This is a genomic window from Streptomyces cyaneofuscatus (assembly GCF_042718795.1).
In the GTDB taxonomy this organism is placed as follows: Bacteria; Actinomycetota; Actinomycetes; order Streptomycetales; family Streptomycetaceae; genus Streptomyces; species Streptomyces cyaneofuscatus_A.
In genome coordinates, this window is record NZ_JBHXOX010000014.1 from 137,798 (window position 1) to 163,593 (window position 25,796).

The 25,796-nt window shown below is 71.7% G+C and carries 17 protein-coding genes and 1 pseudogene; 15 read left to right on the forward strand and 3 right to left on the reverse strand.

Annotated features, from left to right (window positions below; genetic code table 11):
- Positions 1-2 precede the first annotated feature (2 nt).
- Positions 3-845 carry an NAD(P)-dependent oxidoreductase gene (locus tag ACFWRT_RS18185; RefSeq protein WP_380949643.1) on the forward strand — a complete coding sequence of 281 codons (843 nt, stop codon included), beginning with the start codon at positions 3-5 and terminating at the stop codon, positions 843-845.
- Between the two features lie 131 nt (positions 846-976).
- On the opposite strand, the gene ACFWRT_RS18190 is transcribed toward ACFWRT_RS18185, so the two are convergent.
- Positions 977-1,177, reverse strand: coding sequence for a DUF6199 family natural product biosynthesis protein (locus tag ACFWRT_RS18190; RefSeq protein ID WP_018513992.1), 201 nt, complete (start codon positions 1,175-1,177; stop codon positions 977-979).
- A gap of 374 nt (positions 1,178-1,551) precedes the next feature.
- Here ACFWRT_RS18190 and ACFWRT_RS18195 point away from each other — a divergent pair, with 374 nt between their 5' ends.
- The 6 genes from ACFWRT_RS18195 (at position 1,552) to ACFWRT_RS18220 (ending at position 5,893) form a co-directional block, all read left to right on the forward strand.
- Positions 1,552-1,884, forward strand: coding sequence for a hypothetical protein (locus ACFWRT_RS18195; protein WP_381121316.1), 333 nt, complete (start codon positions 1,552-1,554; stop codon positions 1,882-1,884).
- Between the two features lie 196 nt (positions 1,885-2,080).
- Entirely contained in the window at positions 2,081-2,638 is a 558-nt protein-coding gene (locus tag ACFWRT_RS18200; RefSeq protein WP_380949641.1) for a hypothetical protein, read from the forward strand.
- Positions 2,638-3,432, forward strand: a complete 795-nt coding sequence (locus tag ACFWRT_RS18205) for an ankyrin repeat domain-containing protein (protein WP_380949640.1) — start codon at positions 2,638-2,640, stop codon at positions 3,430-3,432. Before ACFWRT_RS18200 ends, ACFWRT_RS18205 begins: the two co-directional genes overlap by 1 nt.
- Positions 3,433-3,492: 60 nt before the next feature.
- Positions 3,493-3,963: a cation:proton antiporter regulatory subunit gene (locus ACFWRT_RS18210; RefSeq protein WP_326704874.1), complete on the forward strand. Its 471-nt coding sequence runs from the start codon at positions 3,493-3,495 to the stop codon at positions 3,961-3,963.
- Between the two features lie 2 nt (positions 3,964-3,965).
- A complete protein-coding gene (locus ACFWRT_RS18215) occupies positions 3,966-5,234 on the forward strand; it encodes a cation:proton antiporter (protein WP_380949639.1) in 1,269 nt (422 codons plus the stop codon).
- A gap of 203 nt (positions 5,235-5,437) precedes the next feature.
- Entirely contained in the window at positions 5,438-5,893 is a 456-nt protein-coding gene (locus tag ACFWRT_RS18220) for a tellurite resistance TerB family protein (RefSeq protein WP_015609711.1), read from the forward strand.
- A gap of 30 nt (positions 5,894-5,923) precedes the next feature.
- Here ACFWRT_RS18220 and ACFWRT_RS18225 read toward each other — a convergent pair whose 3' ends face one another.
- The gene (locus tag ACFWRT_RS18225) at positions 5,924-6,997 is read right to left on the reverse strand and encodes a PucR family transcriptional regulator (RefSeq protein ID WP_380949638.1); all 1,074 of its coding nucleotides are present in this window, start codon (positions 6,995-6,997) and stop codon (positions 5,924-5,926) included.
- A gap of 459 nt (positions 6,998-7,456) precedes the next feature.
- Between ACFWRT_RS18225 and ACFWRT_RS18230 the strand changes: the two genes are divergently transcribed.
- The 4 genes from ACFWRT_RS18230 to ACFWRT_RS18245 all read left to right on the forward strand — a co-directional run bounded on the left by ACFWRT_RS18230 (position 7,457) and on the right by ACFWRT_RS18245 (position 18,181).
- Entirely contained in the window at positions 7,457-8,110 is a 654-nt protein-coding gene (locus tag ACFWRT_RS18230) for a hypothetical protein (RefSeq protein ID WP_380949637.1), read from the forward strand.
- 256 nt (positions 8,111-8,366) lie between these two features.
- A complete protein-coding gene (locus tag ACFWRT_RS18235) occupies positions 8,367-10,505 on the forward strand; it encodes a flotillin family protein (RefSeq protein WP_380949636.1) in 2,139 nt (712 codons plus the stop codon).
- A gap of 527 nt (positions 10,506-11,032) precedes the next feature.
- On the forward strand, positions 11,033-16,060 hold the full coding sequence (locus tag ACFWRT_RS18240; RefSeq protein WP_380949635.1) for a DNA repair ATPase: 5,028 nt from the start codon (positions 11,033-11,035) through the stop codon (positions 16,058-16,060).
- 180 nt (positions 16,061-16,240) lie between these two features.
- The gene (locus tag ACFWRT_RS18245) at positions 16,241-18,181 is read left to right on the forward strand and encodes an NAD-binding protein (RefSeq protein ID WP_380949634.1); all 1,941 of its coding nucleotides are present in this window, start codon (positions 16,241-16,243) and stop codon (positions 18,179-18,181) included.
- Between the two features lie 73 nt (positions 18,182-18,254).
- Here ACFWRT_RS18245 and trpS read toward each other — a convergent pair whose 3' ends face one another.
- On the reverse strand, positions 18,255-19,325 hold the full coding sequence (gene trpS, locus ACFWRT_RS18250; protein ID WP_380949633.1) for a tryptophan--tRNA ligase: 1,071 nt from the start codon (positions 19,323-19,325) through the stop codon (positions 18,255-18,257).
- 551 nt (positions 19,326-19,876) lie between these two features.
- On the opposite strand from trpS, the gene ACFWRT_RS18255 reads away from it, so the two are divergent.
- The 4 genes and pseudogenes from ACFWRT_RS18255 (at position 19,877) to ACFWRT_RS18270 (ending at position 25,707) form a co-directional block, all read left to right on the forward strand.
- The gene (locus ACFWRT_RS18255) at positions 19,877-20,968 is read left to right on the forward strand and encodes an LLM class flavin-dependent oxidoreductase (RefSeq protein WP_380949632.1); all 1,092 of its coding nucleotides are present in this window, start codon (positions 19,877-19,879) and stop codon (positions 20,966-20,968) included.
- A gap of 5 nt (positions 20,969-20,973) precedes the next feature.
- Positions 20,974-21,642 (forward strand): FMN reductase, encoded by a 669-nt coding sequence (locus ACFWRT_RS18260; RefSeq protein ID WP_380949631.1) that lies wholly within the window; start codon positions 20,974-20,976, stop codon positions 21,640-21,642.
- 92 nt (positions 21,643-21,734) lie between these two features.
- Positions 21,735-22,157 carry a universal stress protein gene (locus ACFWRT_RS18265; protein ID WP_380949630.1) on the forward strand — a complete coding sequence of 141 codons (423 nt, stop codon included), beginning with the start codon at positions 21,735-21,737 and terminating at the stop codon, positions 22,155-22,157.
- Between the two features lie 197 nt (positions 22,158-22,354).
- Positions 22,355-25,707, forward strand: a pseudogene (locus tag ACFWRT_RS18270) (ATP-binding protein).
- Positions 25,708-25,796: the final 89 nt, after the last annotated feature.

The window sequence follows — 25,796 nt, forward strand, 5'->3', positions numbered from 1 at the left end:
CCATGACCACCGTGACCGTCCTCCACCCCGGAACCATGGGCGCGGCGATCACCGCCGAGATCGTCGCCGGCGGCCATGAGGCGCTGTCGGTGACCAAGGGCCGCAGTGAGAAAACGTGGCGCCGCGGGAGAGAAGCCGGTGCCACGACGTACGACTCGCTCGCGGAAGCGCTGTCCCGAAGCGCGGTCGTTCTCTCGATCTGCCCACCACAGGCGGCGGAGGACGTTGCGGCGGCGGTGGCCGCGCACGGCTTCGCGGGGGTGTACACCGACGTCAACGCCATCAGCCCTCAACGCGTACGGCGCATCGCCGACGAGATCCGCCCCGGCTCCGCAGTCGTCGACGGTGCCGTTTTCGGTCAGCCGCCAGGCGAGGGGCGTGCCACACGGATCTATCTCTCGGGGGCCGACTCTGCCGTCGAGCTGGTGGCGTCGCTGTTCACGAACTCTGCGCTGCACGTGTGCCGGGTCGGCGACACACTCGGTTCCGCTTCCGCTCTGAAAATGGCCTTTGCCAGCTACCAGAAGTCCGCTCGAACCCTCGCCGGCGTCGCTCACGCGCTCGCCGACGCCCATGGAGTCCGTGATCAGCTCACAGCCGAAGCCGAGGTCATGATCTCCACGATCCTCTCCGACCCCGAGTATCTGCCGAGTGTCGCGGCCCGAGCCTGGCGCTGGGCGCCCGAGATGGAAGAGGTCGCCGATACTCTTCGCGCGGCTGACCTGCCCACGGACATGGCCGAGGCCACGGCTCGGGTGCTCGCCCTCTGGGAGCAGGACAAGGACCAGTACGACCTGCTGGTCGCCCATGTCCTCCCTCAGCTCCGGTCAGGGAGGAGCAACTAGACAGGTCCCGACAACCAACAAGGCCCGGGGGGCCCGGGGAGCGCGCGGCGGGCAGAGGGGGATGGTGTCTCGCTGATCGATGCGTGTCTTTGCTGGGACGAAGAGAGGCCCTGGAAGTCGGAGGGAAGAAGTCACAGGGTGTTGATCAACATGGTCACCGAAGCCACGAGGACCACCGCCCCCACGGCGCGGCTCATCATGTATCCGGCGTGCGTGGGTTCGGTCGCGTCGTAGTCCTTCACGAACGGCTTCTGCAGAGGACGGTTGATCTTCCAGAGCAACTGCGGTCTCACGACCTGGACGAGCGCCATCACGATGAAAAAGCACAACATCGCTGTCTTCATTGCCGACCTCTCGATCATGCGGGCGACGCCGCAGGTGCTGGAAAGGGGTACACATTTCCTGTGCCGGGGTCACCGGCTCGGGTCATGCGGTTCCATGTGCCCTCGGTTTTGCGGAAGAGTCCAGTCCACTCACGGTGGCCCCCGGGGTGGCATCCGGCGAGGTAGCGCAGTGCAGCAGTGCGGCGAGACGGAGTGTCGCATTCCTGTTTCACCAGGCCCCGGAATTGCGTGAGTTGGCAGGGTTCGCGCCGCGCTCACCAGCGCCGATTCTTCACAGTTTCCGCGCCTTCCGCGCCGCGTGCTGTGGCACCGTGGGTCAACTGACCAATCGGACGACTGAGCGTCCGCGTAGGGGGATCCACATGCGCTTTCGTACGGTCGCGGCCTCTGCCGCCCTCGCCTTACTCGCCATGACAGGTGCCGCTGCCTGCTCGTCCTCCTCGGGCGCCGCAGAGACCCCCCAGTCCCCCGCCGGTCCCGCCGCCTCGGTGAAGTCCGCGCCGGTGGAGGGCGTGGCCGGGCACGTCGAGACGGGGAAGCGGGCGGGTGTGCCCACCTTGGACGGGCAGAGCGTGGTGGGGCCCTCGGAGTGTGCGGTTCCTGTTGAGGAGATTCCGGCGGAGTGTGCGGTCGATCCCTCGTTCGGCGAGATCAGTGTCGGGGAGCCGGTCGGCTCCGCGCCCGACGCGCGGTAGCGGCCGCGTCGTAGAGCCCGTACAGCAGTAGTTCCTTAGGAGGGGCAGGCACACCGGCGTGTGCCTGCCCCTCCTGTCGTGCGTGCGGAACCTTCGGTAACTTCCCCCGCGCGCGGAGATCCCTTAGCCTCACATCCTGTTCACATTCGACCATGGGTGACTTCTAAACAGGAGTCAGGTGCGGGGGTAGTGAAAAATGCGTGAAAACTGGCGCATAAAGGTGAGCGTTCTCGCTGGTGCGTCAGCACTCGCGCTCTCGGCTCTCACGGCGGTGCCCGCGGTGGCCGACGAGGCGGTGGAGGATCTGCAGGAAGTGCAGATGCCGGCGGATGTGCAGATCGTCGAAGGGCTCGCTCCGGCAGCCGGGAGCGATGCCCCCTCCCTGGAGCCCACGACGGACGCCCCCTTCTCTGCCGCGGCGGCCGCCAAGGCGGCCCCGGGGGCGAGCACCTGCCTCGGCTCGACCGCCGCCTACGGGGTCACGGGCTGTTTCCAGCACAACGGTGACGTCGTCTGGGCGGGCGACACGAAGAAGGACGGCATGTCCGCGGCCGTCGGCGTCTACACCGACTACGGGCGAGCCGCCGCGGTCTGCATCAACAAGCTCGGCGTGAACACCTGGGCCACCTGCGACAAGGACTACCGCGAGACCGGGAACGTACGCCTCCGGGTCCTGCGCTACGACGGCGACACCGGGAAGTTCTACCAGCCCGAGTCGTGGTCCGGCTGGATTCCGGTCGACGGAAAGTACTGATGCCGTCTCGGCCGGGTGACCTGGCGGATCGGCTCGCGCGCGCCGCGGGGGGCGGGGACGCCGCTGCGGTGGCGCGGTTGTTGAGCGAGGGTGCCGAGGTGGACGGGCTCGGTGAGGACGGGCGTTCCGCGCTGGACCTTGCCGTGCATGCCGGGCACGTGGGCGTTGTCCGGGTGCTGCTTGAGGCGGGGGCCGACCCGCAGCAGACGGCGGGGGCGTACGGCGAGGTGACGCCGTTGTGCCTGGCGGCGATGTACGGGTACGTGGACGTGGCGGAGCTCCTGCTCGATGCGGGTGCCGCCACCGGTGCCCAAGGCCGGCTGGAGTTCCCGCCGCTGGTGCTGGCCGCGACCAGCTCGGACCACGGGTATCCGCAGATGGTGGATCTGCTCCTTCGGCGGGGAGCGGACATCGACGGGACGAAGAGGGGCAGGACCTCCCTCGAGTGGGCCGCCGCCTTCGGGAACGTACGCATGGTGCACCACCTGCTCGCCCGGGGCGCGACGCCGACCGCGAAGGCGGTGAGCGAAGCCCACGCGGGCGCCGAGCGGTACGCGAAAGCCGTGCGGGACGAGCAGAAGCGGCAGGAGAAGCAGGAGGGGTACGCACTCGTCCTCGCCGCTCTGCTCGCTGCCGGGGTCGTGGGCCGAGCCCTGTTCCCCCCGTCCCTTGCCGGGAGCCTCCGGGGGCATCGGGGGCATTGGGGGCCTCCGGGAGTCTTGGAGAGTCGTCGAATGGATGTCCAAGCGCCTGTTCGGGCACGGTGGACGGCTTCAAGTCGACCGATAAGGTAATGGCCGGATAAAGAGATCACCAGGTGCGCCGAGACACGACGCACGTCTCGGGAGGTAGTCATGGGAACCCGCCGCACGTCCTTGCCCGGAGTGGGTGCTCAGTACGACTTCACCACCGAGTCCGGGCAGCACATCTCCGTCGTCGTCCACCACGACGGGCGGCGGTTCATCGGGTTCTACGAACAGGACGACCCCGATTCGTGCCGGTTGTCGGTGCCCCTGACGACGACCGAGGCCACCGCGCTGGCCCACCTCATCGACCCCGCGCCCATCGACGCCGTACGGACCGAAGGCATCGACCTCGTCACCGAGCACATCCCGCTCGGGTCCCGATCGCCTTACGGCGGGCGGCTGTTGGGGGAGACCCGGGCGCGTACGCGGACCGGGGCGTCCATCGTCGCCGTACTGCGTACGCACAGCGCGCACCCCTCGCCGGAGCCGGACTTCCGGCTCGCCATCGGGGACACGCTCGTCGCCGTCGGTACGCGTGAGGGCGTCGACGCGCTCTCCGAGATCATTGCGGAGGGCTGACCGTGCATGACACGACTGCACTGCTGGTGGAACTGGGCGCCGTCATCCTCGGCCTCGGGCTCATCGGGCGGGTCGCCGGGCGGATAGGGCTCTCCCCGATCCCGCTGTACCTGCTCGCAGGGCTCGCTTTCGGCCACGGCGGGCTCATCCCGCTCGACGCCAGCGAAGAGTTCACCATGGTCGGCGCCGAGATCGGCGTCATCCTGCTGCTGCTTCTGCTGGGGTTGGAGTACAGCGCCTCGGAGTTGGTCACCAGTCTCAAGACGCAGTATCCGTCCGGGGTCGTCGACTTCGTGCTGAACGCGACGCCGGGTGCCGTCGCCGCGCTCGTTCTCGGCTGGGGGCCCGTCGGTGCCGTCGCGCTCGCCGGGGTCACCTGGATCTCGTCGTCCGGCGTGATCGCGAAGGTGATGACCGACCTCGGGCGGCTCGGCAACCGCGAGACCCCCGTCATCCTCGGCGTCCTCGTCATGGAGGACCTGGCGATGGCGGTCTACCTGCCGCTGCTCACCGCCATGCTCGCCGGGGTCAGCCTGGCCGGCGGCAGCCTCGCCCTCGTCATCGCGCTCGGCACCGTCGGGTTCGTGCTGTACCTGGCCCTGCGCCACGGGCGCCTCATCAGCCGCGCCGTCTCCTCCGACAACCCGGAGATGCTGCTCCTGGTCGTCCTCGGGCTCACCGTGCTCGTCGCCGGTATCGCGCAGCAGCTCCAAGTCTCCGCTGCCGTCGGCGCGTTCCTCGTCGGTATCGCCCTCTCCGGTGAGGTCGCGGAGGGGGCTCGTAAGCTTCTTACGCCGCTGCGTGATCTGTTCGCCGCCGTGTTCTTCGTCTTCTTCGGGCTCTCCACCAACCCGGCCGACATCCCCCCGGTACTCCTGCCCGCCGCCATCCTCGCCGTCGTCACGGTCCTCACCAAGATCGCCACCGGCTGGTACGCGGCCCGGCGCGCCGGTATCGGTTCGCGCGGGCGCTGGCGGGCGGGCGGCACGCTCGTGGCGCGCGGTGAATTCTCCATCGTCATCGCCGGTCTCGCCGTGGCCACCGAGCCGCGCATCGGGCCGCTGGCCACCGCGTACGTCCTCATCCTCGTCATCGTCGGCCCGCTCACCGCCCGGTGGACGCAGCCGCTCGCCGAAAAGATCCAGGCCGCGCGGGGTGTGAAGCCCGGTGGCCCGGCCGTGGAAGCGCCCCCGAAGGCCGCTCCCGAGCGCCGGCTCGGCGACCACGACGAGTTGACTCCTGAGCCCGCGGGCGAGGCGCGCGGCGACTGACCGACCTCCTCCCTCTCCTTCGGCCGGTTCGGGCCGCCGTCATCACGGCTGCCCGGACCGGCCGTTGTGCTGTCCGGAACTCGACCCCGCGCGTCGATTCGGCCCCGCGAACCCGGGGCGGGGGGCCGACCTGCCTGCTAGCTTCTACACGTCTGTAGAGTTTTCTTTTGTTCCGGCATTGCACCGCAACGTATGGAGATGTCATGGCCCTGTGGGATCGGATCAAGGAATCCGCTTCGTCTATGCAGACGCAGCTGGAAGCGAAGAAGAACGACCTGAAGTCGGGGGCGTTCCGGGACGCGAGCATGGCCATGTGTGCTCTGGTCGCCGCCGCCGACGGCACCATCGACCCGTCCGAGCGCCAGCGCGTCGCCGCGCTCATCGCCAGCAACGACGTCCTGCAGAACTTCCCCGCGGACGACCTGCAGCGACGCTTCAACGACTACGTCAACAAGCTCACCGCCGACTTCGCCTTCGGCAAGGTCAGCGTGCTCCAGGAGATCGCCAAGGCGAAGAAGAAGCCCGCCGAGGCACGCGCCGTCATCCAGATCGGCATCATCATCGGCGGCGCCGACGGTGACTTCGACAAGACGGAGCAGGCCGTCGTGCGGGAGGCGTGCTTCGCCCTGGACCTGCCGCCGCACGAGTTCGACCTGTAGGGATACGGAGTCCCGGGCCGGCCGGGGGCCTCACAGCTCCTTGGCCGGCCAGTCCAGCAGGCGCGCGCCGATCACCGCCGTCTGCAGGCTGTAGCGGTGCATCGGGTCCGCCGGGTCCGAGCCGGTGAGCTGGTGGATGCGTTCCAGGCGGTACGTCAACGCCCGTACGCTCAGCGCCAGGCGGCGGGCGGTCTCGGCCGCCACACAGCCCGCGTCGAAGTACACCGCCAGCGTCTTCAGCAGCGGCTCCGCACCACCCCGCGCCTTCTGGAGCGGGCCCAGCTCGCTGCGTACGAGGTCCGCCATCGCCTGCCGGTCCCGGGTCAGCACCGGGTAGACCAGGAGGTCCGAGGCGTACAGCACCGGGTCCTCCATCCCCATCCGGTCGGCGAGGTCGAGGGCTTCGAGCGCCTCGTCGTAACTGTGGACCACGCCGCCGGGCCCCTTGTGCGGGCGGCCGATCGCGACCTGGCCGCCGTCCGTCGCCACGTGCGACTGCTTGGCGAAGTAGCGCAGGACGTCGGGCTGACTGCCGGGCGCGATGCAGACGATCCGCCCGTCCTTCGTCGTCAGCAGGATCTTGCGACCGCTGAACCGGGCCAGCAGCGCCGCCTCCACACTGCGCGGCACCGCGTCCGTCTCCGTGTACGCCTCCGGGCCCGACGCCACCGCGACCGCGTGCACCCTCGAAAGCCGCAGGCCGAAGCGGGTGGCCCGCTCCGCGAGGTGGACCAAGTCGCTCCGCCCGTAAAGGAGATCGTCGATGAACTCGCGGCGTGCCGCCTCCTCCCGACGCACCGTCAGCCGCTGCGCGCGCTCGAACCCCTCCGCGAACGCGTCGACCGCCTGCTCCACCGCGGCCAATACCGCGTCCGTCACGGCAGGGCTGTTTCCGGCAGCCGTCCGTGGCCAGGTCTCGCGCGTCTGCGCCAGGTGCATCGTCACCAGCGCGCGCAACTGATGGCCCGCGTCGGCCGCCTCCCGGCCCAACGCCCGTCGTATCTCCAGTTCGTTACGCGTCAGACGGCGTCCTGTTGTGGCGACTTCACCCAGAATCTGGGCATAATTTCCCAGCATTTCCTCGGGAATCCTCGGCTCGGCCACGCACACTCCTTCAGCCTTGCAACAGTCCTGTCATTTCCCCAACGCGCACCGGGCGGTGCCGGTGCCCGGCATCAGGACAGCGTAAAGATTGCCGGAATCCGGCAATGCGGTGGGTGGGGGTCGGATGACAGGATCAGATCAGCAACACAACGGGGAACACACGGGGGAGCACGGGGATACGGGGGAAACGGGGGGCAAAGCAGGCGGCTCGTCGCGCGATTCACGGGGGATCCACGGGGGATTCGGGATCGGCGGCGGGCGTCTGAGGGGGACGACCCGGTTGTTGCGGCACCGTTCGCCGTGCCGCAGCGCCGGGCCCGCCGCCGCCATCACCGGCCCGTGCGAGCCGTACTTGTCCGACGTGCCGGCCGCGTGAGGCCGTCACCACTCCCCCGTACCGGTACAAGACCGCGCACCGCCACCCGGCAGGCGCGCCGAACCGCAGAGGGGGCGGGACCGATGGGCGAGTTCCTGGACGCGGCACTCTCCTTCCCCGCCGTCATCTTCGGCGCCGCACTCGTGGTCGTCGTCTGCTTCTGGCTCCTCGCGCTCGCCGGCGCCGCCGACCAGCACTCCTTCGACTCGGACCTCGACTCCGGCACCGTCGGCTTCGGCGGGGTGCCCGTCACCGTCTCCGTATCGCTGCTCGTGGTCGTCGCCTGGTTCGGCAGCCTCAGCGGTACCGTCCTGCTGCACCGGGTCCCGGTCTCCGGCGCCACCCGCTCGGTGCTCGCCGTCGCCGTACTCGCCGGATCTCTGCTCCTCGCCTGGGGGACCGTCCGCCTTCTCGCACACCTCTTCCGCCGGTACTTCCCGGCGGAACCTCCGCCATCGCGCAAGGACTTCGTCGGGCGCGTGTGCACCATCCGCACCGGCTCCGTCAGCGCCGTCTTCGGTCAGGCCGAGGTCGCCGCGGCCGACGGTTCGACGGCCATCGTCCAGGTCCGCCAGGCCCCTCGGGTCGCGCGACTCGCCGAGCCGCACGCCGAGGAGCTCCTCGTCTCGGGCAGTACGGGACTCCTCTACGCGTACGAGGAAGAGGGCGAGTTCTTCTGGGTGTCGCCGTACGACGCGGCCCTCGATCCGGGGCCGAAGGCGAAACCGGGCTGCTGACCCGGCGGGGTGGGCGGCCGGCCCGGCGGGGTGGGCGGCTGACCCGGCGGGGTGCGCGGCTGGCCCGGCGGGGTGGGCGGCTGCTTGTGGCCGGGCCGCGTGCACGGGGCCGGTGGTGGTGGTGTGGGCCTGGGGCCTGGGGCTGGGTTCGGCGGGTCCGGGGCTGTGACCCTTCTTGTGTGCTCGTGCCGCTTTCGTCCGCTTTTTAGCTCTTCTTCTTTGTTCTACGCCTGTCTTCGAAATCCCAAGGACTCTTATGGACGCCATCTCCTTGGGCATCGGCGTGCTCATCGCCGTTGTCCTGCTCATCGTCGTCGTCATCGCCTTCGTCATCACCCGGCTGTTCCGCAAGGTCGAGCAGGGCAAGGCGCTGATCATCTCCAAGACCAAGAAGGTCGACGTGACCTTCACCGGTGCCGTCGTCCTGCCCGTCCTCCACAAGGCCGAGACGATGGACATCTCGGTGAAGAAGATCGAGATCCACCGTGCCGGGCGCGAGGGTCTGATCTGCCAGGACAACATCCGCGCCGACATCCAGATCACCTTCTTCGTCCGGGTCAACAAGACCGTCGAGGACGTCATCAAGGTCGCGCAGTCCATCGGTACGCAGCGGGCCAGTGACAAGGTCGCCATCCAGGAGTTCTTCGCCGCGAAGTTCTCCGAGGCCCTCAAGACCGTCGGCAAGCAGCTCGACTTCGTCGACCTCTACACCAAGCGCGAGGAGTTCCGGGACCGGATCATCCAGGTCATCGGGACCGACCTGAACGGCTACCACCTGGACGACGCCGCGATCGACTTCCTTGAGCAGACCCCGATGTCGCAGCTCGACGGCTCCAACATCCTTGACGCCCAGGGCATCCGGAAGATCACCGAACTGACGGCGATCGAGCACGTGCGCACCAACGAGTTCCAGCGCACCGAGCAGAAGGAGATCACCCGGCAGGACGTCGACGCCCGCGAGACAATCCTGGAGCTGGAGCGCCGGCAGGCCGAGGCGGAGATCAAGCAGCGCCGTGAGGTCGAGACTCTGCGCGCCCGCGAGGAGGCGGCCACCGCCCGGGTGCAGGAGGAGGAGCGGCTCGGTTCGCAGAGCGCGTTCATCAGGACCGAGGAGCAGCTCGGCATCCAGCGCGAGAACCAGGCGCGGGAGATCGCCGTCGCGCAGAAGAACCGCGAGCGCGTCATCGCCGTCGAGAGCGAGCGCATCGAGAAGGACCGGATGCTGGAGGTCATCGGGCGGGAGCGCGAGACCGAGCTGAACCGGATCGCCGCCACGAAGGAGGTCGAGGCCGAGCGCCGTGAGGTCGCCGACGTCATCCGGGAGCGGATCGCGGTGGACCGTACGGTCGCCGAGCAGGAGGAGTCGATCCTGACCCTGCGCGCCGTCGAGGACGCGGAGCGGTCCCGTAGGTCGGTCATCATCGCCGCCGAGGCGGAGGCCCAGGAGAAGCTGGTCAAGGACATCAAGGCGGCCGAGGCGGCGGAGGCGGCCTCCACGCACCTGGCGGCCGAGCAGCTCACGCTCGCCGAGGCGCGGCTCAAGACCGCCGACCTCGACGCGCAGGCCAAGCTGCGGCTCGCGGAGGGCATCCAGGCGGAGACCGCGGCGCCCGGGCTCGCCGCGGTGCAGGTGCGGGACGCGGAGGCGGACGTCACCGAGAAGGCCGGTCTCGCGGAGGCCGAGGCGACGGCGGCGCGGCTCAAGGCCGAGGCGGAGGGCGCGCGGCTCAAGGCGCTCGCGGAGGCCGAGGGTACGCAGGCCCAGGCGTCGGCGGACGCGGCCGTCATCGGCGAGAAGCTGAAGGCGGAGGCCGCGGGGCTCACGGAGAAGGCGGCCGCGATGGCGGCGCTGGACGAGGCGTCGCGCGGGCACGAGGAGTACCGCCTGCGGCTCGACGCGGAGAAGGAGATCCGGCTGGCGGGTCTTGAGGTGCAGCGGCAGGTGGCCGAGGCGCAGGCGACGGTGCTGGCCACCGGGCTGGAGAACGCCGACATCGACATCGTCGGCGGCGAGTCCGTCTTCTTCGACCGGCTCGTCTCGTCGATCTCGCTCGGCAAGGCGGTGGACGGGTTCGTGGACAACTCGCAGACCGCGCAGGCGCTGGCCGGGCCGTGGCTGGAGGGGTCGTCGTCCTTCACGGATGACCTGAGCCGGGTGCTGGGGTCGGTCTCCACGGGGGATGTGCAGAACCTTACGGTGTCGGCGCTGCTGATGCGGCTGATGGGGTCGTCGGGGGCGGCTTCGGGGCAGGTGGAGCAGTTGCTGGCGGCGGCGAAGGAGCTGGGGCTGGCGGATCTGCCGGTGGGGGCGGGGGGTGGCGGCGGTACGAAGGTTGCTCCCGCGGGGGGTGTGGTGGGCCGGAACGGGGCGCACCCCGGCCCGCCCGGCGTTTGAGGGCGGAACCCTTGGCCGGGGAGGCCGCGGATTCCAGCCCGCCCGGCCTTTGAGAGCGGAACCCTCGGCCGAGGGGGCCGCGGATTCCAGCCCGCCCGGCCTTTGAGAGCGGAACCCTCGGCCGGGAGGTCGCGGATTCCAGCCCGCCCGGCGTTTGAGGGCGGAACCCTGGCCGAGGGGGCCTGGAGCTGGGTGGGGTGCCCCACGGGGGTGGGCGCCTCACCGGCCGAGGGAACGAGGGGCTGCCCGGATGTCGGGGGCGAGCCCGCCGGGGCCCGGGGTTCCGTCCTCAAACGCCGGACGGGCTGGAGAAGGGCCTGCCCCGCACGTCAGGGGTTGGGCCCACCAGGCCGAGGGTTCCGTCCTCAAACGCCGGACGGGCTGAAAAGGTGCCGGACGGGCTGGACAGGTGTCGGGCCCCGGACGGGCTGGAAAGGTGCCGGACCGGATGGGGTGGGCCCCCGACGGGTGGGGGCCCCGGGCGCCTCGGCCAGATGACGTTGACGAACTCGTAGGGAGCCGTACGCATGGACCGCGACATCACCGCCACCGCTACCGCCACCGGCGATGTGGATGCAGGTGCCTACGAAGTGCTGCGGCGGCGGCTCTCCGCGCAGGCCGGCGAGCTCGTGCGGCGGGCCGAGGCGCTCAACGTACGGCGCACCGAGGAGTTCGGGTCGACCGAGCTGCGGCTGCTGGCCACCGAACAGGTGCGCACCGAGCACGCCGCCGTGCCCCGCGACCTCATCGCCGTCGGCGGGCAGTTGCTCTTCGGCTTCGAACGGGGGCCGGGAGCCCGTGGCGAGGCCGGGGTCGACGACGTACTCCTCGTACGGAGTGCGGAGGACACCGACGCGGGCCCGCAGGCCGAGACCACCCTCCTCGACGACGACGGCTTCCGGCGCGAGTTCGGATCCCTGCACCGCTACTTCCGCGACGCCCGCCTCCTGCGTCTGCGCCGCGTCAACGGCAAACTCCTCGCCGTCTTCCGTACGGGCAGGGACGCCGAGGACATCCGGGTGCTGCGCTGGGCCCTCGGGGCGGACGGGGCGCCCGGGGCCTTCCTCGACGCGCGGGGCGAGCGCGACCACGTCTTCCCGGCCTCGCACGACTTCGACTGGACCGTCGCCGGGCGCGAGGCCCACGTCCCCGGGCGCCACCCGCACATCGCCATCGGCAAGGGCGGCGGGCTCTTCGTCGACACCCTCGGAGGGTCCCTGACCGTCAAGATCACCGACGACACCGAGTCGCCGGACGGGATCTACGAGGAGCCGGTCGACGAGCCCTTGCAGTCGCTGGCCGACGCGGACGTGGAGTACGCCGAGGTCGGACCGCTGGTGCTGCTGCGCGTGCGGCCGTACAAGGAGGAGAGTTGGCGGTACCTCGTCTTCAATTCTCTGCTCGGAAACGTCCAGCGGCTCGACTCCATCGGGCCCGCCTGCCATCGGCTCCCCGAGGACCAGGGGATCATCTTCCCCGGTGGCTACTACCTCACCACCGGCACCGCCAAGACCTTCGACACGGCGGAGGAGCTGTCCGAGCCGGTCTTCGAGGGCGCGGTGCGCTCCCCCAACGGGGAGGACGTGCTGTACGTCTTCCGCTCCCGTGACGGTGTGCGGAGTCTTCTGCTCCCCTACAACCTGATCCGCCAGGAGGTCGCCACCCCGCTCACCGGACGTGGCCACGCGCTCCTGGACGACGGCACGTTGATCCTGCTCCGCGACAACCCGGACGGGCCTGGCGGGCCTGGCGTTCCGGCTCACGTACATCCGTTGCAGCGCTGGCAGACGCCGTACGTCTCCGACACCTACGCCGCCGCCCGCCCGGCCGGGACCGGGCCGCTCGCCCGGACCGGCAACGCCGACCTCGTGCGCGGCATTTCCGACTGTCTCGCGCTCGCGCACGGCGTACGGGACATGCCGCCGACGACCGCCGTGTACGGGCAGCTCGCCGCCGACTGCGCGCGGGCCCAGGACCGGTACCACTGGCTGTCCGATCCCGAACTGGGCGCACTCGCTCAGCCGTTGACGGAGCTGCGGGCCACCGCACAGCAGGTGCTGGCCGAGTTCACCGCCGTACAGGAGCTGACGCGGCGCGCCGCCGAGGCGCTGGAGGAGACCTCCGCCCGTATCGCCGCGCTGGTTCGGCGCGTACGCGGCGAGGTGCCGGGGTCGGCCGCCGCATGGGTGGAGCGACTGACCGAACTCCAGCAGGCGCACGGGCACTTGGCGACGATCAGCGAGATGCGGTACGCCGATGTCGAGCGGATCGCGGAGCTGTCGGCCCGGACCGAGGACGACATCGGCTCCGCCGCCCAGCGGGCCGTGTCGTTCCTCGCCCGGGACGATGCCTTCGACGGGTACCACGAGGACATCGCCGGGCTCGTCGCCGACGCGGGGGCGCTCGCCACCGTACGGGACGCCGCCGCCGTCACCGACCGGCTCGCCGCGATGACGGACGGGCTGGCCACCGTCACCGATGTGGTGGCCGGGCTGGAGATCGGCGGCGCCACCGTGCGTACGTCGATCCTGGAGCGGATCGCGGAGGTGCTGGGCGGGGCCAACCGTGCCCGCGCCACACTCGACGCGCGGCGGCGGGAGCTGCTGTCCAAGGAGGGGCGGGCCGAGTTCGCCGCCGAGTTCGCGCTGCTCGGGCAGGCGGTGACGGGGGCGCTGGCCGCCGCCGTTTCGCCGGAGGCGTGTGACGACCAACTCGCGCGGCTGCTGCTCCAGTTGGAGAACCTGGAATCGCGCTTCGCGGAGTTCGACGACTTCCTGGCGGAATTGGCCGAGCGGCGGAGTGAGGTGTACGACGCGTTCTCGGCCCGCAAGCAGACGCTCCAGGACGAGCGGGCGCGGCGGGCCGAGCGGCTGGCCGGGTCGGCGCGGCGGGTGCTGGAGACCATCGGCCGGCGTGTGGCCGCGCTCGCGGATCTGGACGCCGTCCACACGTACTTCGCCTCCGACCCGATGGTCGCCAAGGTACGGCGGACGGCTGACGAACTGCGTGAACTCGGCGATCCCGTACGGGCGGAGGAGCTGGACGGGCGGCTGAAGGCCGCCCGCCAGGAGGCCGGACGAGCCCTGCGGGACCGCAGCGAGCTGTACGCGGACGGCGGGTCGGTGATCAAGCTGGGGCGGCACCGGTTCGCCGTCAACACCCAGCCGTTCGACCTGACGCTGGTGCCCTCCGGTGACCGGCTCGCGTTCGCGCTGACCGGGACCGACTACCGGGCGCCGGTCACCGACCCGGCGTTCGAGGCGACCCGCCCGTACTGGGAGCAGTCGCTCCCCTCGGAGTCGGCCGCCGTCTACCGGGGCGAGTATCTGGCGACCCGGCTGCTGGAGGAGCGGGGTGCCGAGTCCCTCGCCGCGTTGAACGAGGCCGAACTGGCTTTGCTCGTACGGGAGTCGGCGGCCGAGGCCTACGCCGAGGGGTACACCCGGGGCGTCCACGACGAGGACGCCGCCGCCATCCTCCGCGCCCTGCTGCGCCTGCACGGGGCCGCCGGGCTGCTGCGCCACGAGCCCGCCGTCCGCGCCGCCGCCCAGCTCTTCTGGGCGTACGGGACACAGGAGGCCCAACGTGTCTCGTGGACCCGGCGGGCCGCATCCCTGGCCCGCGCCCGCGACACGTTCGGGCTCGCCCCGGCCATCGCCGTGCTCCAGGAGGAGTGGGCGGCGGAGATCGGGAGCTTCAGCGCCGGTGTGCGGGACGATGCCGTATCCGCCTACCTCTTCGAGGAGTTGACCGGCGGGCCCGCCGGGTTCGTCGTGGGTGCCACCGCCCGTACCTTCCTGGACGCCTTCCACCGGGCCGCCGGCCCCGACGCGTACGCGGACGATCTCGCCGCCCTCGGGGGAGACCTGGCCGCCCGCAAGCAGCTCGTCGAGGGCTGGCTCGTCCCGTACGCGGAGGCCTCCGGCGCCGCTCCCGCCGACGGCGACCTCGCGGAGGCCGTGGCGGTGGAGCTCTGCCCGGAGCTGGCGCGGTACGGGTGCGACGCGCCGCTCACGGAGCGCGTCGAGGGGCTCCTCGGGGACCACCCGCGCATCGGGGGCGGCGGAGCCCTCACCGTACGGATCGATGAACTCCTGGGCAGGGCAAGCGAGTTCCGGGCCTCTACCGTTCCCGGCTTCCGTGCCTACCAGCGGCTGCGCACCTCCCTGGTGACCGCCGAGCGCGGGCGGCTGCGGCTGGACGACCACCGGCCGCGCGTGATGTCGGCGTTCGTCCGCAACCGGCTGCTGGACGAGGTGTACCTGCCGCTGATCGGTGACAGCCTCGCCAAGCAGCTCGGCACCGCCGACGCCGACCGGCGCACCGACTCGCAGGGCTTGCTGCTGCTCGTCTCGCCGCCCGGCTACGGCAAGACGACGCTGATGGAGTACGTCGCGGACCGGCTCGGGATGGTGCTCGTCAAGATCAGCGGGCCGAATCTGGGACATGACGTGACCTCCCTCGACCCTGCCCAGGCGCCCAGCGCCACCGCGCGGCAGGAGATCGAGAAGATCAATTTCGCGTTGGAAGCGGGCAACAACACCCTGCTGTATCTGGACGACATCCAGCACACGTCGCCCGAACTCCTCCAGAAGTTCATCCCGTTGTGCGATGCCACCCGTCGCATCGAGGGCGTACGGGACGGCGAGCCGCGCAGCTACGACCTGCGCGGGAAGCGGTTCGCGGTCTGCATGGCGGGCAACCCGTACACGGAGTCCGGCGAGCAGTTCCGCATCCCGGACATGCTCGCCAACCGGGCCGACGTGTGGAACCTGGGCGAGGTGCTCAGCGGCCGCGACGACGTCTTCGCTCTGAGCTTCGTGGAGAACGCGCTGACCGCCAATCCGGTCCTCGCCCCGCTCGCCGCGCGCCCGCGCGACGACCTGGCGCTGCTGGTGCGGCTGGCGGGCGGCGGCGATCCGGCGGCCCGCGCCGAGCACCTGGAACACCCGTACTCAGCGGTGGAGTTGGACGCCGTACTGGCGGTGCTGCGGCATCTGCTCACCGCCCGGGACACCGTCCTCGCGGTCAACGCGGCGTACATCGCATCCGCCGCGCAGACGGACGCGACCCGTACCGAGCCGCCGTTCCGGCTCCAGGGTTCGTACCGGAACATGAACAAGATCGCGGAGCGCATCGTGCCCGTCATGAACGGTGCCGAGCTCGCCGCCGTCGTCGACGACCACTACGCGGGCGAGGCCCAGACGCTCACCACGGGCGCCGAGGCCAACCTGCTGAAGCTGGCCGCTCTGCGGGGCACACTCACCGCCGAGCAGGCCGAGCGGTGGGCGGCGATCACCTCCTCGTACGTCCGTACGCAGGCGCTCGGCGGCCCGGACGGCGACCCCCTGACCCGGGCGGTGGCGGCCCTCGGCCTGCTCGCGGACCGGGTCGCGGCGGTGGAGACGGCCATCCAGCGGGCGGCGGATCCGCGCCGTCTGCCGGCAGGCCCGGCGAGCCAGCCGTCCACTCCCTCGGTGAACCAGCCACCCGGCGAACAGAACCGGCCAGGGCTTCAGAACCACCATGCGAAGATCACCAACATTCCCCAGTGATCGGGAAGACCGAGCCGGAAGGATCACGGCATGCTGGGTTTCGTGCCCCCACTTCCTCAGCAGCCGGGACGCCCGCAGCCCGGACGTCCACAGCCAGGACGCGCACAGCCCGGACGGCCACAGCCAGGACGTGCACAGCCAGGACGTCCACAGCCCGGACAGCCGCCGTCCGCCGGTCACATGATCGTCTGCGGCGACGACGCACTCGCGCGCCGGCTCGCCGTGGAGCTGCGGTTCGTCTACGGGGAACGGGTCACGCTGCTCCTGCCGCCCGGCCGCGACGCCAACAGCCCCGAGACGCCGCTGACCCAACGCGGGCGCGCGGCAGCCCTGTTCGGGCGGATGTCGGCGGCGATGAACCGCACCGCCGCCAACGGGAGCGGCGGCACGGGCGGCAGCAACGACACCAACGCCGGGGTCGAGGCCGTCCGCATCATGGAGGCCCCCGAGCCCTCCGACGACGTCCTGGAGGAGGCGGGCGTCGACCGGGCGGCCGCCCTCGCCCTCGTCTACGACGACGACGAACGCAACATCCGCGCCGCCCTCACCGCCCGCCGCCTCAACCCCCGGCTTCGGCTGGTGATCCGGCTCTACAACCGCAAGCTCGGCCAGCACCTGGAGGCGCTGCTCGACCAGGCGGCCGCCGTCGCGATGCCCGGCATCGACCCGGCCCTGCTCGACGCCTCCACCACCGTCCTCTCCGACGCCGACACGGCCGCCCCCGCACTCGCCGCCACCGCGCTCACCGGCAGCAGCAAGGTCATCCAGGCCGAGGGGCTGCTCCTGCGCGCCGCCGAACGCCCGCCGCCGCGCCCCGGCCAGACCCTCGACCCGGGGCTGTGCACGCTGGCGTTGCTCTCCTCCACCACGAACAACCCTGCGGGGTCAGAGGGTTCGGACAGCAGCGGCGCCGAGGGCCCCCAACTCCTGCCCGACGAGCAGACTGTGGCCGCCGCCGAAGGGCGCGGGACCGTCGTCCTGGAGGCGATCAGCCGCGCCGACCCGGACCGTCCCGCCACCCGGATGGGCGGCAGGGGCGCGCCGCTCGCCCAGGTCTTCTCGCGCCGGCTGCGCTGGTCGGCCCTCGGCGTCGCGGTCGCGGCCGTGGCCCTGGTGATCGCCTCGGTCCTCACCACCGAGGACAGCCTGCTGCACTCCAGCTACCTCACCCTGCTCGACCTCCTGGGCATGAACGACCCGGCCGAGGACGCGCCGGCGGCCCGGCAGATCATCCAGCTCCTCTCCGGCGTCGCCGGGCTCCTCCTGCTCCCGCTGCTGATCGCCGCCGTCCTGGAGGCGTTCGGCACCCTGCGCACCGCCTCCTCGCTGCGCCGCCCGCCGCGCGGTCTGTCGGGGCACGTGGTGCTGCTGGGGCTCGGCAAGATCGGTACGCGCGTCCTCGTACGCCTCCGCGAGCTCGACATCCCCGTGGTCGTCGTCGAGGAGGACCCGAACGCGCGGGGCATCCCGCTGGCCCGCTCCATGCACGTACCGACCGTCCTCGGCGACGTCACCCAGGAAGGCGTCCTCGAAGCCGCCAAGATCCGCCGCGCCCACGCCCTCCTCGCGCTCACCAGCATCGACACGACGAACCTGGAAGCGACCCTGTACGCGCGGTCGGTGAAGCCGGACCTGAGGGTGGCGCTGCGGCTGTACGACGACGAGTTCGCCACCGCCGTCTACCGCACCCTGCGCACCGCGCACCCCCAGGCGCTGACCCGCTCCCGGTCCGTCTCCCACCTGGCCGCGCCCTCCTTCGCGGTCGCCATGATGGGCCGCCAGATCCTGGGCGCGGTCCCTGTCGAGCGGAAGGTCATGCTCTTCGCCGCCCTGGAGGTGGCGGGCCATCCGCAGTTGGAGGGCCGCACGGTGGAGCAGGCGTTCCAGGCCGGCTCCTGGCGGGTCCTGGCCATCGACGCGACCCCGCCCGCCGACCGCAACCCGGACCTGGCCGCCGTCCCTCCGTACCCTCCGCAAGGCGCGCCGACGCCCTCCGGCCTGGTCTGGGACCTGCACCCGGGGTACGTGCTGCGCGCCCAGGACCGGGTGGTGATCGCGGCCACCCGGCGGGGTCTTGCGGAGCTGCTGCGGCGGCAGCGGACGGTGGCGCCGCAGCAGTGAGGCCGTGGGGCGGTGGGGCGCTGGGGGCGGTGGGCAGTGGGGCGGTGGGGGCGGTGGGGGCGATTTCATGGGGCTACCGGAACGTGCCCATCGCCTCCCGGACCTCCTCCAGGGTCCGTTCCGCGAGCGCGTCGGCCCGCTCGTTGCCGGTGCGGAGAACCGACCGTACGTACGTGAGGTCCTGCGCGTACTCCGCCCGCCGGGCCCGGTAGGGCGCCAGGTGGGTGTTGACCGCGTCGGTCACCGTCCGCTTGAGCACGGCCGCCCCGCCGTCGCCGATCTCCGCCGCGACCTCGTGCGGGTCCCGCTCCAGGCAGAGGGCGGCCAGCAGGACGAGCGAGGAGACGCCGGGGCGGGTGTCGGGGTCGTAGGTGATGTGCCGGTCGGCGTCCGTGGTCGCGCCCTTGATCAGGCGGGCCGTCTCGTCGGCGGTGGCGCCGAGGGGGACGGAGTTGGCGCGGCTCTTGCTCATCTTGGTGCCGTCGGTGCCGAGGAGGAGGGGTGCGGCGGAGAGCAGGGCGTCGGGTTCCGGGAAGACGTTCCCGTACCGCTCGTTGAAGCGGCGGGCGATGGTCCGGGTGAGTTCGAGGTGGGGTAGCTGGTCCTGGCCGACGGGGACCACGTTGCCCTTGCAGGAGAGGATGTCGGCCGCCTGGTGCACCGGATAGGTGAGCATCAGCCCGCTGACCACCGACTGCCGGGAGTGCGCGATCTCGTCCTTGACCGTGGGGTTCCGGCTCAGCTCCGCGACGGAGACGAGGCTCAGGAAGGGCAGCAGGAGCTGGTTGAGCGCGGGCACGGCGCTGTGGTTGAAGACCGTGGACCGGGCGGGGTCGATGCCGAGGGCCAGGTAGTCCAGGAGCAGCCCGTCGGTGTACTCCCCCAGCCGCTCGGCGGTGTCCCGGTCGGTGAGGACCTGGTAGTCGGGGATGAGGATCATGACGTCCACGCCGAGGTCCTGGAGGCGGACCCGGTTGCGCAGGGTGCCGAAGTAGTGGCCGAGGTGGAGGGGGCCGGTGGGACGGTCGCCGGTGAGGACCCGGAAGCGGGTGGGGTCCTGGGCGATGCGGTGCTCCAGCTCGGCGCTGCGGTGGGCGGCGGAGGCGGAGGCGGAGGGGATCGTCGCGGTGGCGGCTGTGGTCATGGTCGGGCTCCTCGCGGTGGCGGTGGATACGCGGAGGACGGCCCGACGAGGGGAGAAGAAGGCAACGAAAAAGGGCCGTCCATGGTGAACGGCCCCGGGTTCCGTGCAGACAGATGCTGCGGCCGCTCCTAAGAGGAGCGCCACCAGTTTCGGCACGGTACGGAGGTCATGCGGTCAGTGTAGCGGCCATGGGTTGGGGGCCGCGTGAATAAACCGGGGCGCGTGGTGGTCGCGAACCGGGGGGCAGGGCGGTCGCGGCGGCGTGCTCGGGGCCGTACAGCACTCGGCGGAATGGGCGATATACACGGTTCACCCTCTTCCGCTCCATGGGCGGGATCGAGTAGAGCGGTGACGCGTCCTGCTCGACGACCTCTTCGGCGTACTCGTGGAACCGGACACATCGTTCCCGATCGTGACGGTGAGCGGCGATGTGCCTGGTCAGCGGGGGCACTGAGGGCCGGGGAATAGGTCTGGGGCGCCTCCCGTTGTCAGGTATAGTTCAACGTTCAACCAATTCAGGACCACCCCGCGACCCTCAGGAGGCGGACGCCATGCAGTTCGGGATCTTCACCGTCGGAGACGTCACCACCGACCCGACCACCGGCCGGACGCCGACCGAGAACGAGCGGATCAAGGCGACCCTGGCCATCGCGCAGAAGGCCGAAGAGGTCGGCCTGGACGTCTTCGCGACCGGCGAGCACCACAACCCGCCGTTCGTCCCGTCCTCCCCGACGACGACCCTCGGCTACATCGCCGCCCGCACCGAGAACCTGATCCTGTCCACGTCCACCACCCTGATCACCACCAACGACCCGGTGAAGATCGCCGAGGACTACGCCACCCTCCAGCACCTCGCGGACGGCCGCGTCGACCTCATGATGGGCCGGGGCAACACCGGTCCGGTCTACCCCTGGTTCGGCAAGGACATCCGCCAGGGCATCCCGATGGCCATCGAGAACTACGCCCTGCTGCACAAGCTGTGGCGCGAGGACGTCGTGGACTGGGAGGGCAAGTTCCGTACGCCGCTCCAGTCCTTCACCGCCACCCCGCGCCCGCTGGACGGCGTCCCGCCGTTCGTCTGGCACGGCTCCATCCGCTCGCCGGAGATCGCCGAACAGGCCGCCTACTACGGTGACGGGTTCTTCCACAACAACATCTTCTGGCCGATGGAGCACACGAAGAAAATGGTGGCCCTTTATAGGCGCCGTTACGCCCACTACGGTCACGGCACCGCCGAACAGGCCATCGTGGGGCTCGGCGGTCAGGTGTTCATGCGGAAGAACTCGCAGGACGCGGTACGGGAGTTCCGCCCGTACTTCGACAACGCGCCGGTCTACGGCCACGGCCCGTCCCTGGAGGACTTCACCCGCGAGACCCCGCTGACCGTGGGCTCCCCGGAGGAGGTCATCGAGCGGACGCTGACGTTCCGGGACGCGGTGGGCGACTACCAGCGGCAGTTGTTCCTGATGGACCACGCGGGGCTCCCGCTGAAGACGGTCCTGGAGCAGCTCGACATCCTCGGCGAGGAGGTCGTGCCCGTGCTGCGGAAGGAGTTCGCCAAGCTGCGGCCGGCCGGTGTGCCGGAATCCGCACCCCTCCACCCGGCGGTCGCCGCCGCCCGAGCCTCCGGAAAGGAAGCCTGACCCCGATGTTCGCCACCTCGCCCCTGCGCATCGTCGCCGTATCGGCCGGCCTCAGCCAGCCGTCCTCCACCCGGCTGCTGGCCGACCGGCTGGCCGCCGCCACCCGCGAGCGCCTCGCCGCGGACCAGGACCGAGACGGCAGAGATGTCGAGGTTCGCGTCATCGAGCTGCGCGACCTCGCCGTGGACATCGCGAACCACCTGGTCAGCGGGTTCCCCTCGGGCACGCTGCGGGAGGCGATCGACGCGGTGACGGAGGCGGACGGGCTGATCGCCGTGACGCCGGTGTTCACCGCCTCGTACAGCGGTCTGTTCAAGTCGTTCTTCGACCTGATCGACAACACCGCGCTGACCGGCAAGCCCGTCGTGATCGCCGCGACGGGCGGCACGGCCCGCCACTCGCTGGTCCTGGAGCACGCGCTGCGGCCGCTCTTCGCCTACCTGCGAGCCGTCACCGTACCGACCTCCGTCTACGCCGCCTCCGAGGACTGGGGCTCCTCCGGCGACGAGTACACCGAGGGCCTGCCGTCCCGGATCCGGCGCGCCGGCGGCGAGCTGGCCTCGGCGGTCCTGGGCCGCACGGTCTCCGGCGCCTCCCGGACGCCGGGCCTGGACGACGGGGAGGACGCGGTCGTCCCCTTCGAGCAGCAGCTCGCGGACCTGCGGCTGGGCTGAGCCGACCGGCCCTCCGCCCGCCCGGCCGGATTGTCCGGTTTGACTACAGTGAAGGCGGACGCTGTACGAGTCGGAGCGAGCTGGAGGCAGATATGGGCAGGATCGTCGTGGGTGTGGACGGGTCCGATCCCTCGATCAAGGCGCTGCGCTGGGCCGTACGCCAGGCGGAGCTGACCGGTGACACCGTGGAGGCCGTGAACAGCTGGGAGTACCCCGCGACGAGCTGGGCCTCGATGATGCCGGGCCTGCCGGAGGACTTCGACCCGCAGGCGCTGGCCCTGGTCTCCCTGAACGAGGCGCTGGAGGAGGCCCTCGGTGCCGCAGGAGCGGCCGCGGTCAGCAAGATCGTGGTCATCGGCAACCCCGCCCAGTCCCTGCTGGACCGTGCCCAGGGCGCCAGCCTGCTCGTCGTGGGCGCCCGCGGCCGCAGCGCCCTCAAGGCGACGCTGCTCGGCTCGGTCAGCCTCCACGTCACGCAGCACGCGCCGTGCCCGGTGACGGTGGTGCGCGACTGAGGGGTACCCCTCTCGACGTGGCACCGGTGGCCCCCTTCGGCCTGGCCTCCTCGTCCTGGTCGCACGGCCTGGCCCCTTCGGCCTGGTCGTTCGGCCTGGTCGTTCGGCCTGGTCGTTCGGCCTGGTCGTCGGGGGTCACCGGCCTGCCCCCGGCGGAACGGGGAGCCGTTGTCAGTGGGTCCTCCTATCGTGTGGTCATGACCCCTGCTCTGTTCGGGCGCGACCATCCCGCAGGCATCCTCCGCTCGGAGATCGTCCGGGCCACGGCGGCCTCGTGCTGGTCACGGGCGAGGCCGGGATCGGGAAGACCACCCTCGTCACCGACGCCGCGCACGAGGCGCGGCGGCGCGGGGCGCTGGTGGTCGGCGGCTCCTGCTGGGACTCCGACAGCACCCCCGGATACTGGCCCTGGGTGCAGGTGCTGCGCGGCCTGCGCCGCTCGGCCACGGCGGCGGAGTGGGCGGCGGCCCAGGATGCGGCGGACGGGCGGCTCGGCATCCTGCTCGGCGATCCGGGGAGTGAGGGCTCGGCCGGAGCGGGAGACGCCGCCAGCGCTTCCGGTCCTTCCACTGCCGCCGGGGCCGCCGGGGCCGCCGGGGCTTCCGGGGCCTCCTCCGACGGTCCCGAGGCCTTCGGGCTGTACGACGCGGTGACCACAGCCCTCGTCACCCTCTCCCAGAGCCGCCCGCTGGTCGTGGTCCTGGACGACCTCCACAGCGCCGACCCGGCCTCGCTCCGTCTGCTCGAATTCGCCGCCCAGCACGCCTGGTTCGAGCGGCTCCTGCTCATCGGCACCTACCGGGACGTCGAGGTGGAGGCGCCTGGCCACCCGCTCCAGCAGCTGATCCTGCCCCTCGTCTCGCGCGCCTCCGCCACCCTCACGCTGACCGGCCTCGGCCGCGACGAGGTGGGCGCGCTGATGACCGTGACGACGGGACGCGAGCCCGAGCCGCACCTGGTCGACGAGGTCCACCGGCGCACCGGCGGCAACCCGTTCTTCGTCGAGCAGACGGCCCGGCTCTGGCACAGCGGCAGTCCCGTGTCCACCATCCCGCCCGGGGTGCGGGAGGCGGTCCGGCAGCGGCTGAGCCTGCTGCCGGACGGCGTCGTCCCGCTGCTGACCGCCGCCGCCGTGCTCGGCCGGGAGTTCCGCCGGCAGGTGCTGGCGGTGGTGCACGGCTCCCCTGTCCCCCAGGTGCAGCGGCTGCTGGAGTCGGCGATCGTCGCCCGGGTCATCGTCCCGCGCCCCTCCGGGAGTTACGCCTTCGCCCACGACCTGCTCCGCGAGACGCTGTACGCCTCCCTCGGGGACGCGGAGGCCCGCCGCCGCCACGCCGCCGCCGTACGGGCGCTGGACGCGCACGGCGGCCTCGGCGACGCGGTGCGGCCCGGGGACCTCGCCCGCCACGCCCACCTCGCCGGGGGAGAGCTGGCGCGCGACCGCCGGATCGACCTGCTGCTGGCCGCCGCCCGGGACGCCCCGGGACGCCTCGCCCACGAGGAGGCCATCAGCCACTACCGCCGGGCCCTCGCGGTGGCGTCGGGTGAACCCGGCCCGGAAGCGGGCGGTGCGCCGGGCGTGGGGGTGCCGGGGGTGGAGGCGCCGGAGGGCGGGTCACCGCCCGACCTCCGCCGCATCGCGCTCATCTGCCTCGCCCTGGGCGAACAGTTGCGGCACCCCGGGGAGACCGCCGAGGGGGACCGCCTGCTGGACCGGGCGGTCGACCTGGCACGGGAGCTGGACGAGCCCGAGCTGCTGGCCCGGGTGGCGATCACCCTGTACCGCCGGGGCACGCTGGGCGGCGAGGCGTCCATGATGACGTTCCTGAGCGAGGTCCACCGCAAGGTCACCGGCAAGGACGGGCAGAACAGCCTCTCCGCCGACCGGCTCGCCCAGGAGCTGGCCATCCACATCATGGCGCTGGCCCGCGACGGCTCGGACGACGAGGCCCTCGCCTTCTCCCTCTGGGCCCGCCACGACTCCGTGTGGGGTCTCGGCTCGGCGGTGGAGCGGCTCGGGCTGACCGACGAGGTGGCCGTCGTCGGCCGGCGCACCCAGAACGTGGACCTGGAGCTGCACGCGGCCTCCATGCGGTGGGTCGCCCTGCTGGAGCTCGGCGACCCGGCCTTCATCGACCAGTACCGCACGTTCATCCGGGCCGCCGAGCGCTCGGAGCTCCCCCGGTTCGCCCTGACCATCGCCGTCGACGGCAGCCTGATCGCCTCCCTCCAGGGCCGGTTCACCGAGGCGGCCGACGCCCTCAGGGACGAGTCCCTCGGCAGGGCCGGCTACGACCACGAGGCCTTCGGGTTCATGGGCCGCCATCTGCAGTGGTCCCTGCACCTGCTCCGGGGGCACTTCGCGGAGGCCGAGGAGGTCCTCGCCACGCTGCCGGGGGCGCGGTATCCGTACCCCGGCCTGCTGGAGGCGCTCACCGCGGTGGAGCAGGGCGACCCGGCACCGGCCCTCCGTCTGATCGCCGAGCAGTCGGACCGCCCGGCCCCCTATCCGCGGGCGTTCATGCCGCTCTGGCTCCGGCTGCTGGCCCAGACGGCCGCGATCACCGGCGACCGGCGTCTCATCACCCGCGCGGAGGACGAGCTCACGCCGTACACCGGACAGTGGGTCGTCTCGCTGTACGGGTGCGACGTCGGCGGCCCCGTCGACCTCTGGCTCGGGATGCTCGCCGCCGCCCGCGACGACCGGGACGCGGCGGTGGCCGCGCTCTCCGAGGCCGCCGCCTCCGCCGACCGCCTCGGCGCCCGCCCCTGGGCCGTACGCGCCCGGCTGCACCTGGCCCGTTCCCTCCTCGCCCGCGCGGAGCCGGGCGACACCGGCCGGGCCCGCGCGCTGCTCGCCGAAGCGGAGCGGGAGGCGGGCGGATTGGGCCTGCACCACCTGGTCTCCGAGGGGCCCGACCTCCGCGGAGCCCCACCGGCCACCGGCCACGGGACCGCGCTCCCCGGCCCCGACCCCAGCCCCGGTTCCGCCCCGGATCCGGCCGTCGCCGAGTTCCGCCGCGACGGCTCCGTATGGCAACTGCGCTGGGACGGGCGGACCGTGCACGTCCCCGACGCCAAGGGACTGCGGGACCTGCACAGCCTGCTGGGGCTCCCCGGTGCCGACGTCCCGGCCGTCCAGTTGCTCGCCCCCGAGGGCGGCGCCGTCGTGGCCGCCGCCGGCCGGCTGGGCGGCGACCCCGTGCTCGACGAGGAGGCCAAGCGCCGGTACAAGGAGCATCTGGCCCGGCTGGACGCCGAGATAGACCGCGCCGCGGCCCGGGACGACACCCGGCAGGTGGAGGCGTACGACCGGGAGCGGCAGGCCCTCCTCGACCAACTGCGCACCGCGGCGGGGCTCGGTGGCCGGAGCCGCCGCCTGGGCGACGAGACCGAGCGGGCCCGCAAGACGGTCACCGCCCGGATCCGCGACACCCTGCGCAAGCTGGACTCCCTGCACCCCGAACTGGCGTCACACCTGCGGGAATCCGTGACCACGGGAACCACCTGCGCCTACCGCCCCGGCCACGCCCCGGACTGGCGCCTGTGACCCCGGACCAGCACCTGCGGCCCGGCCACCGCCAGTGACCCCGGCCCACGCCAGTGACCTCGGCCCACGCCTGTGGCCCGGCGCCGATT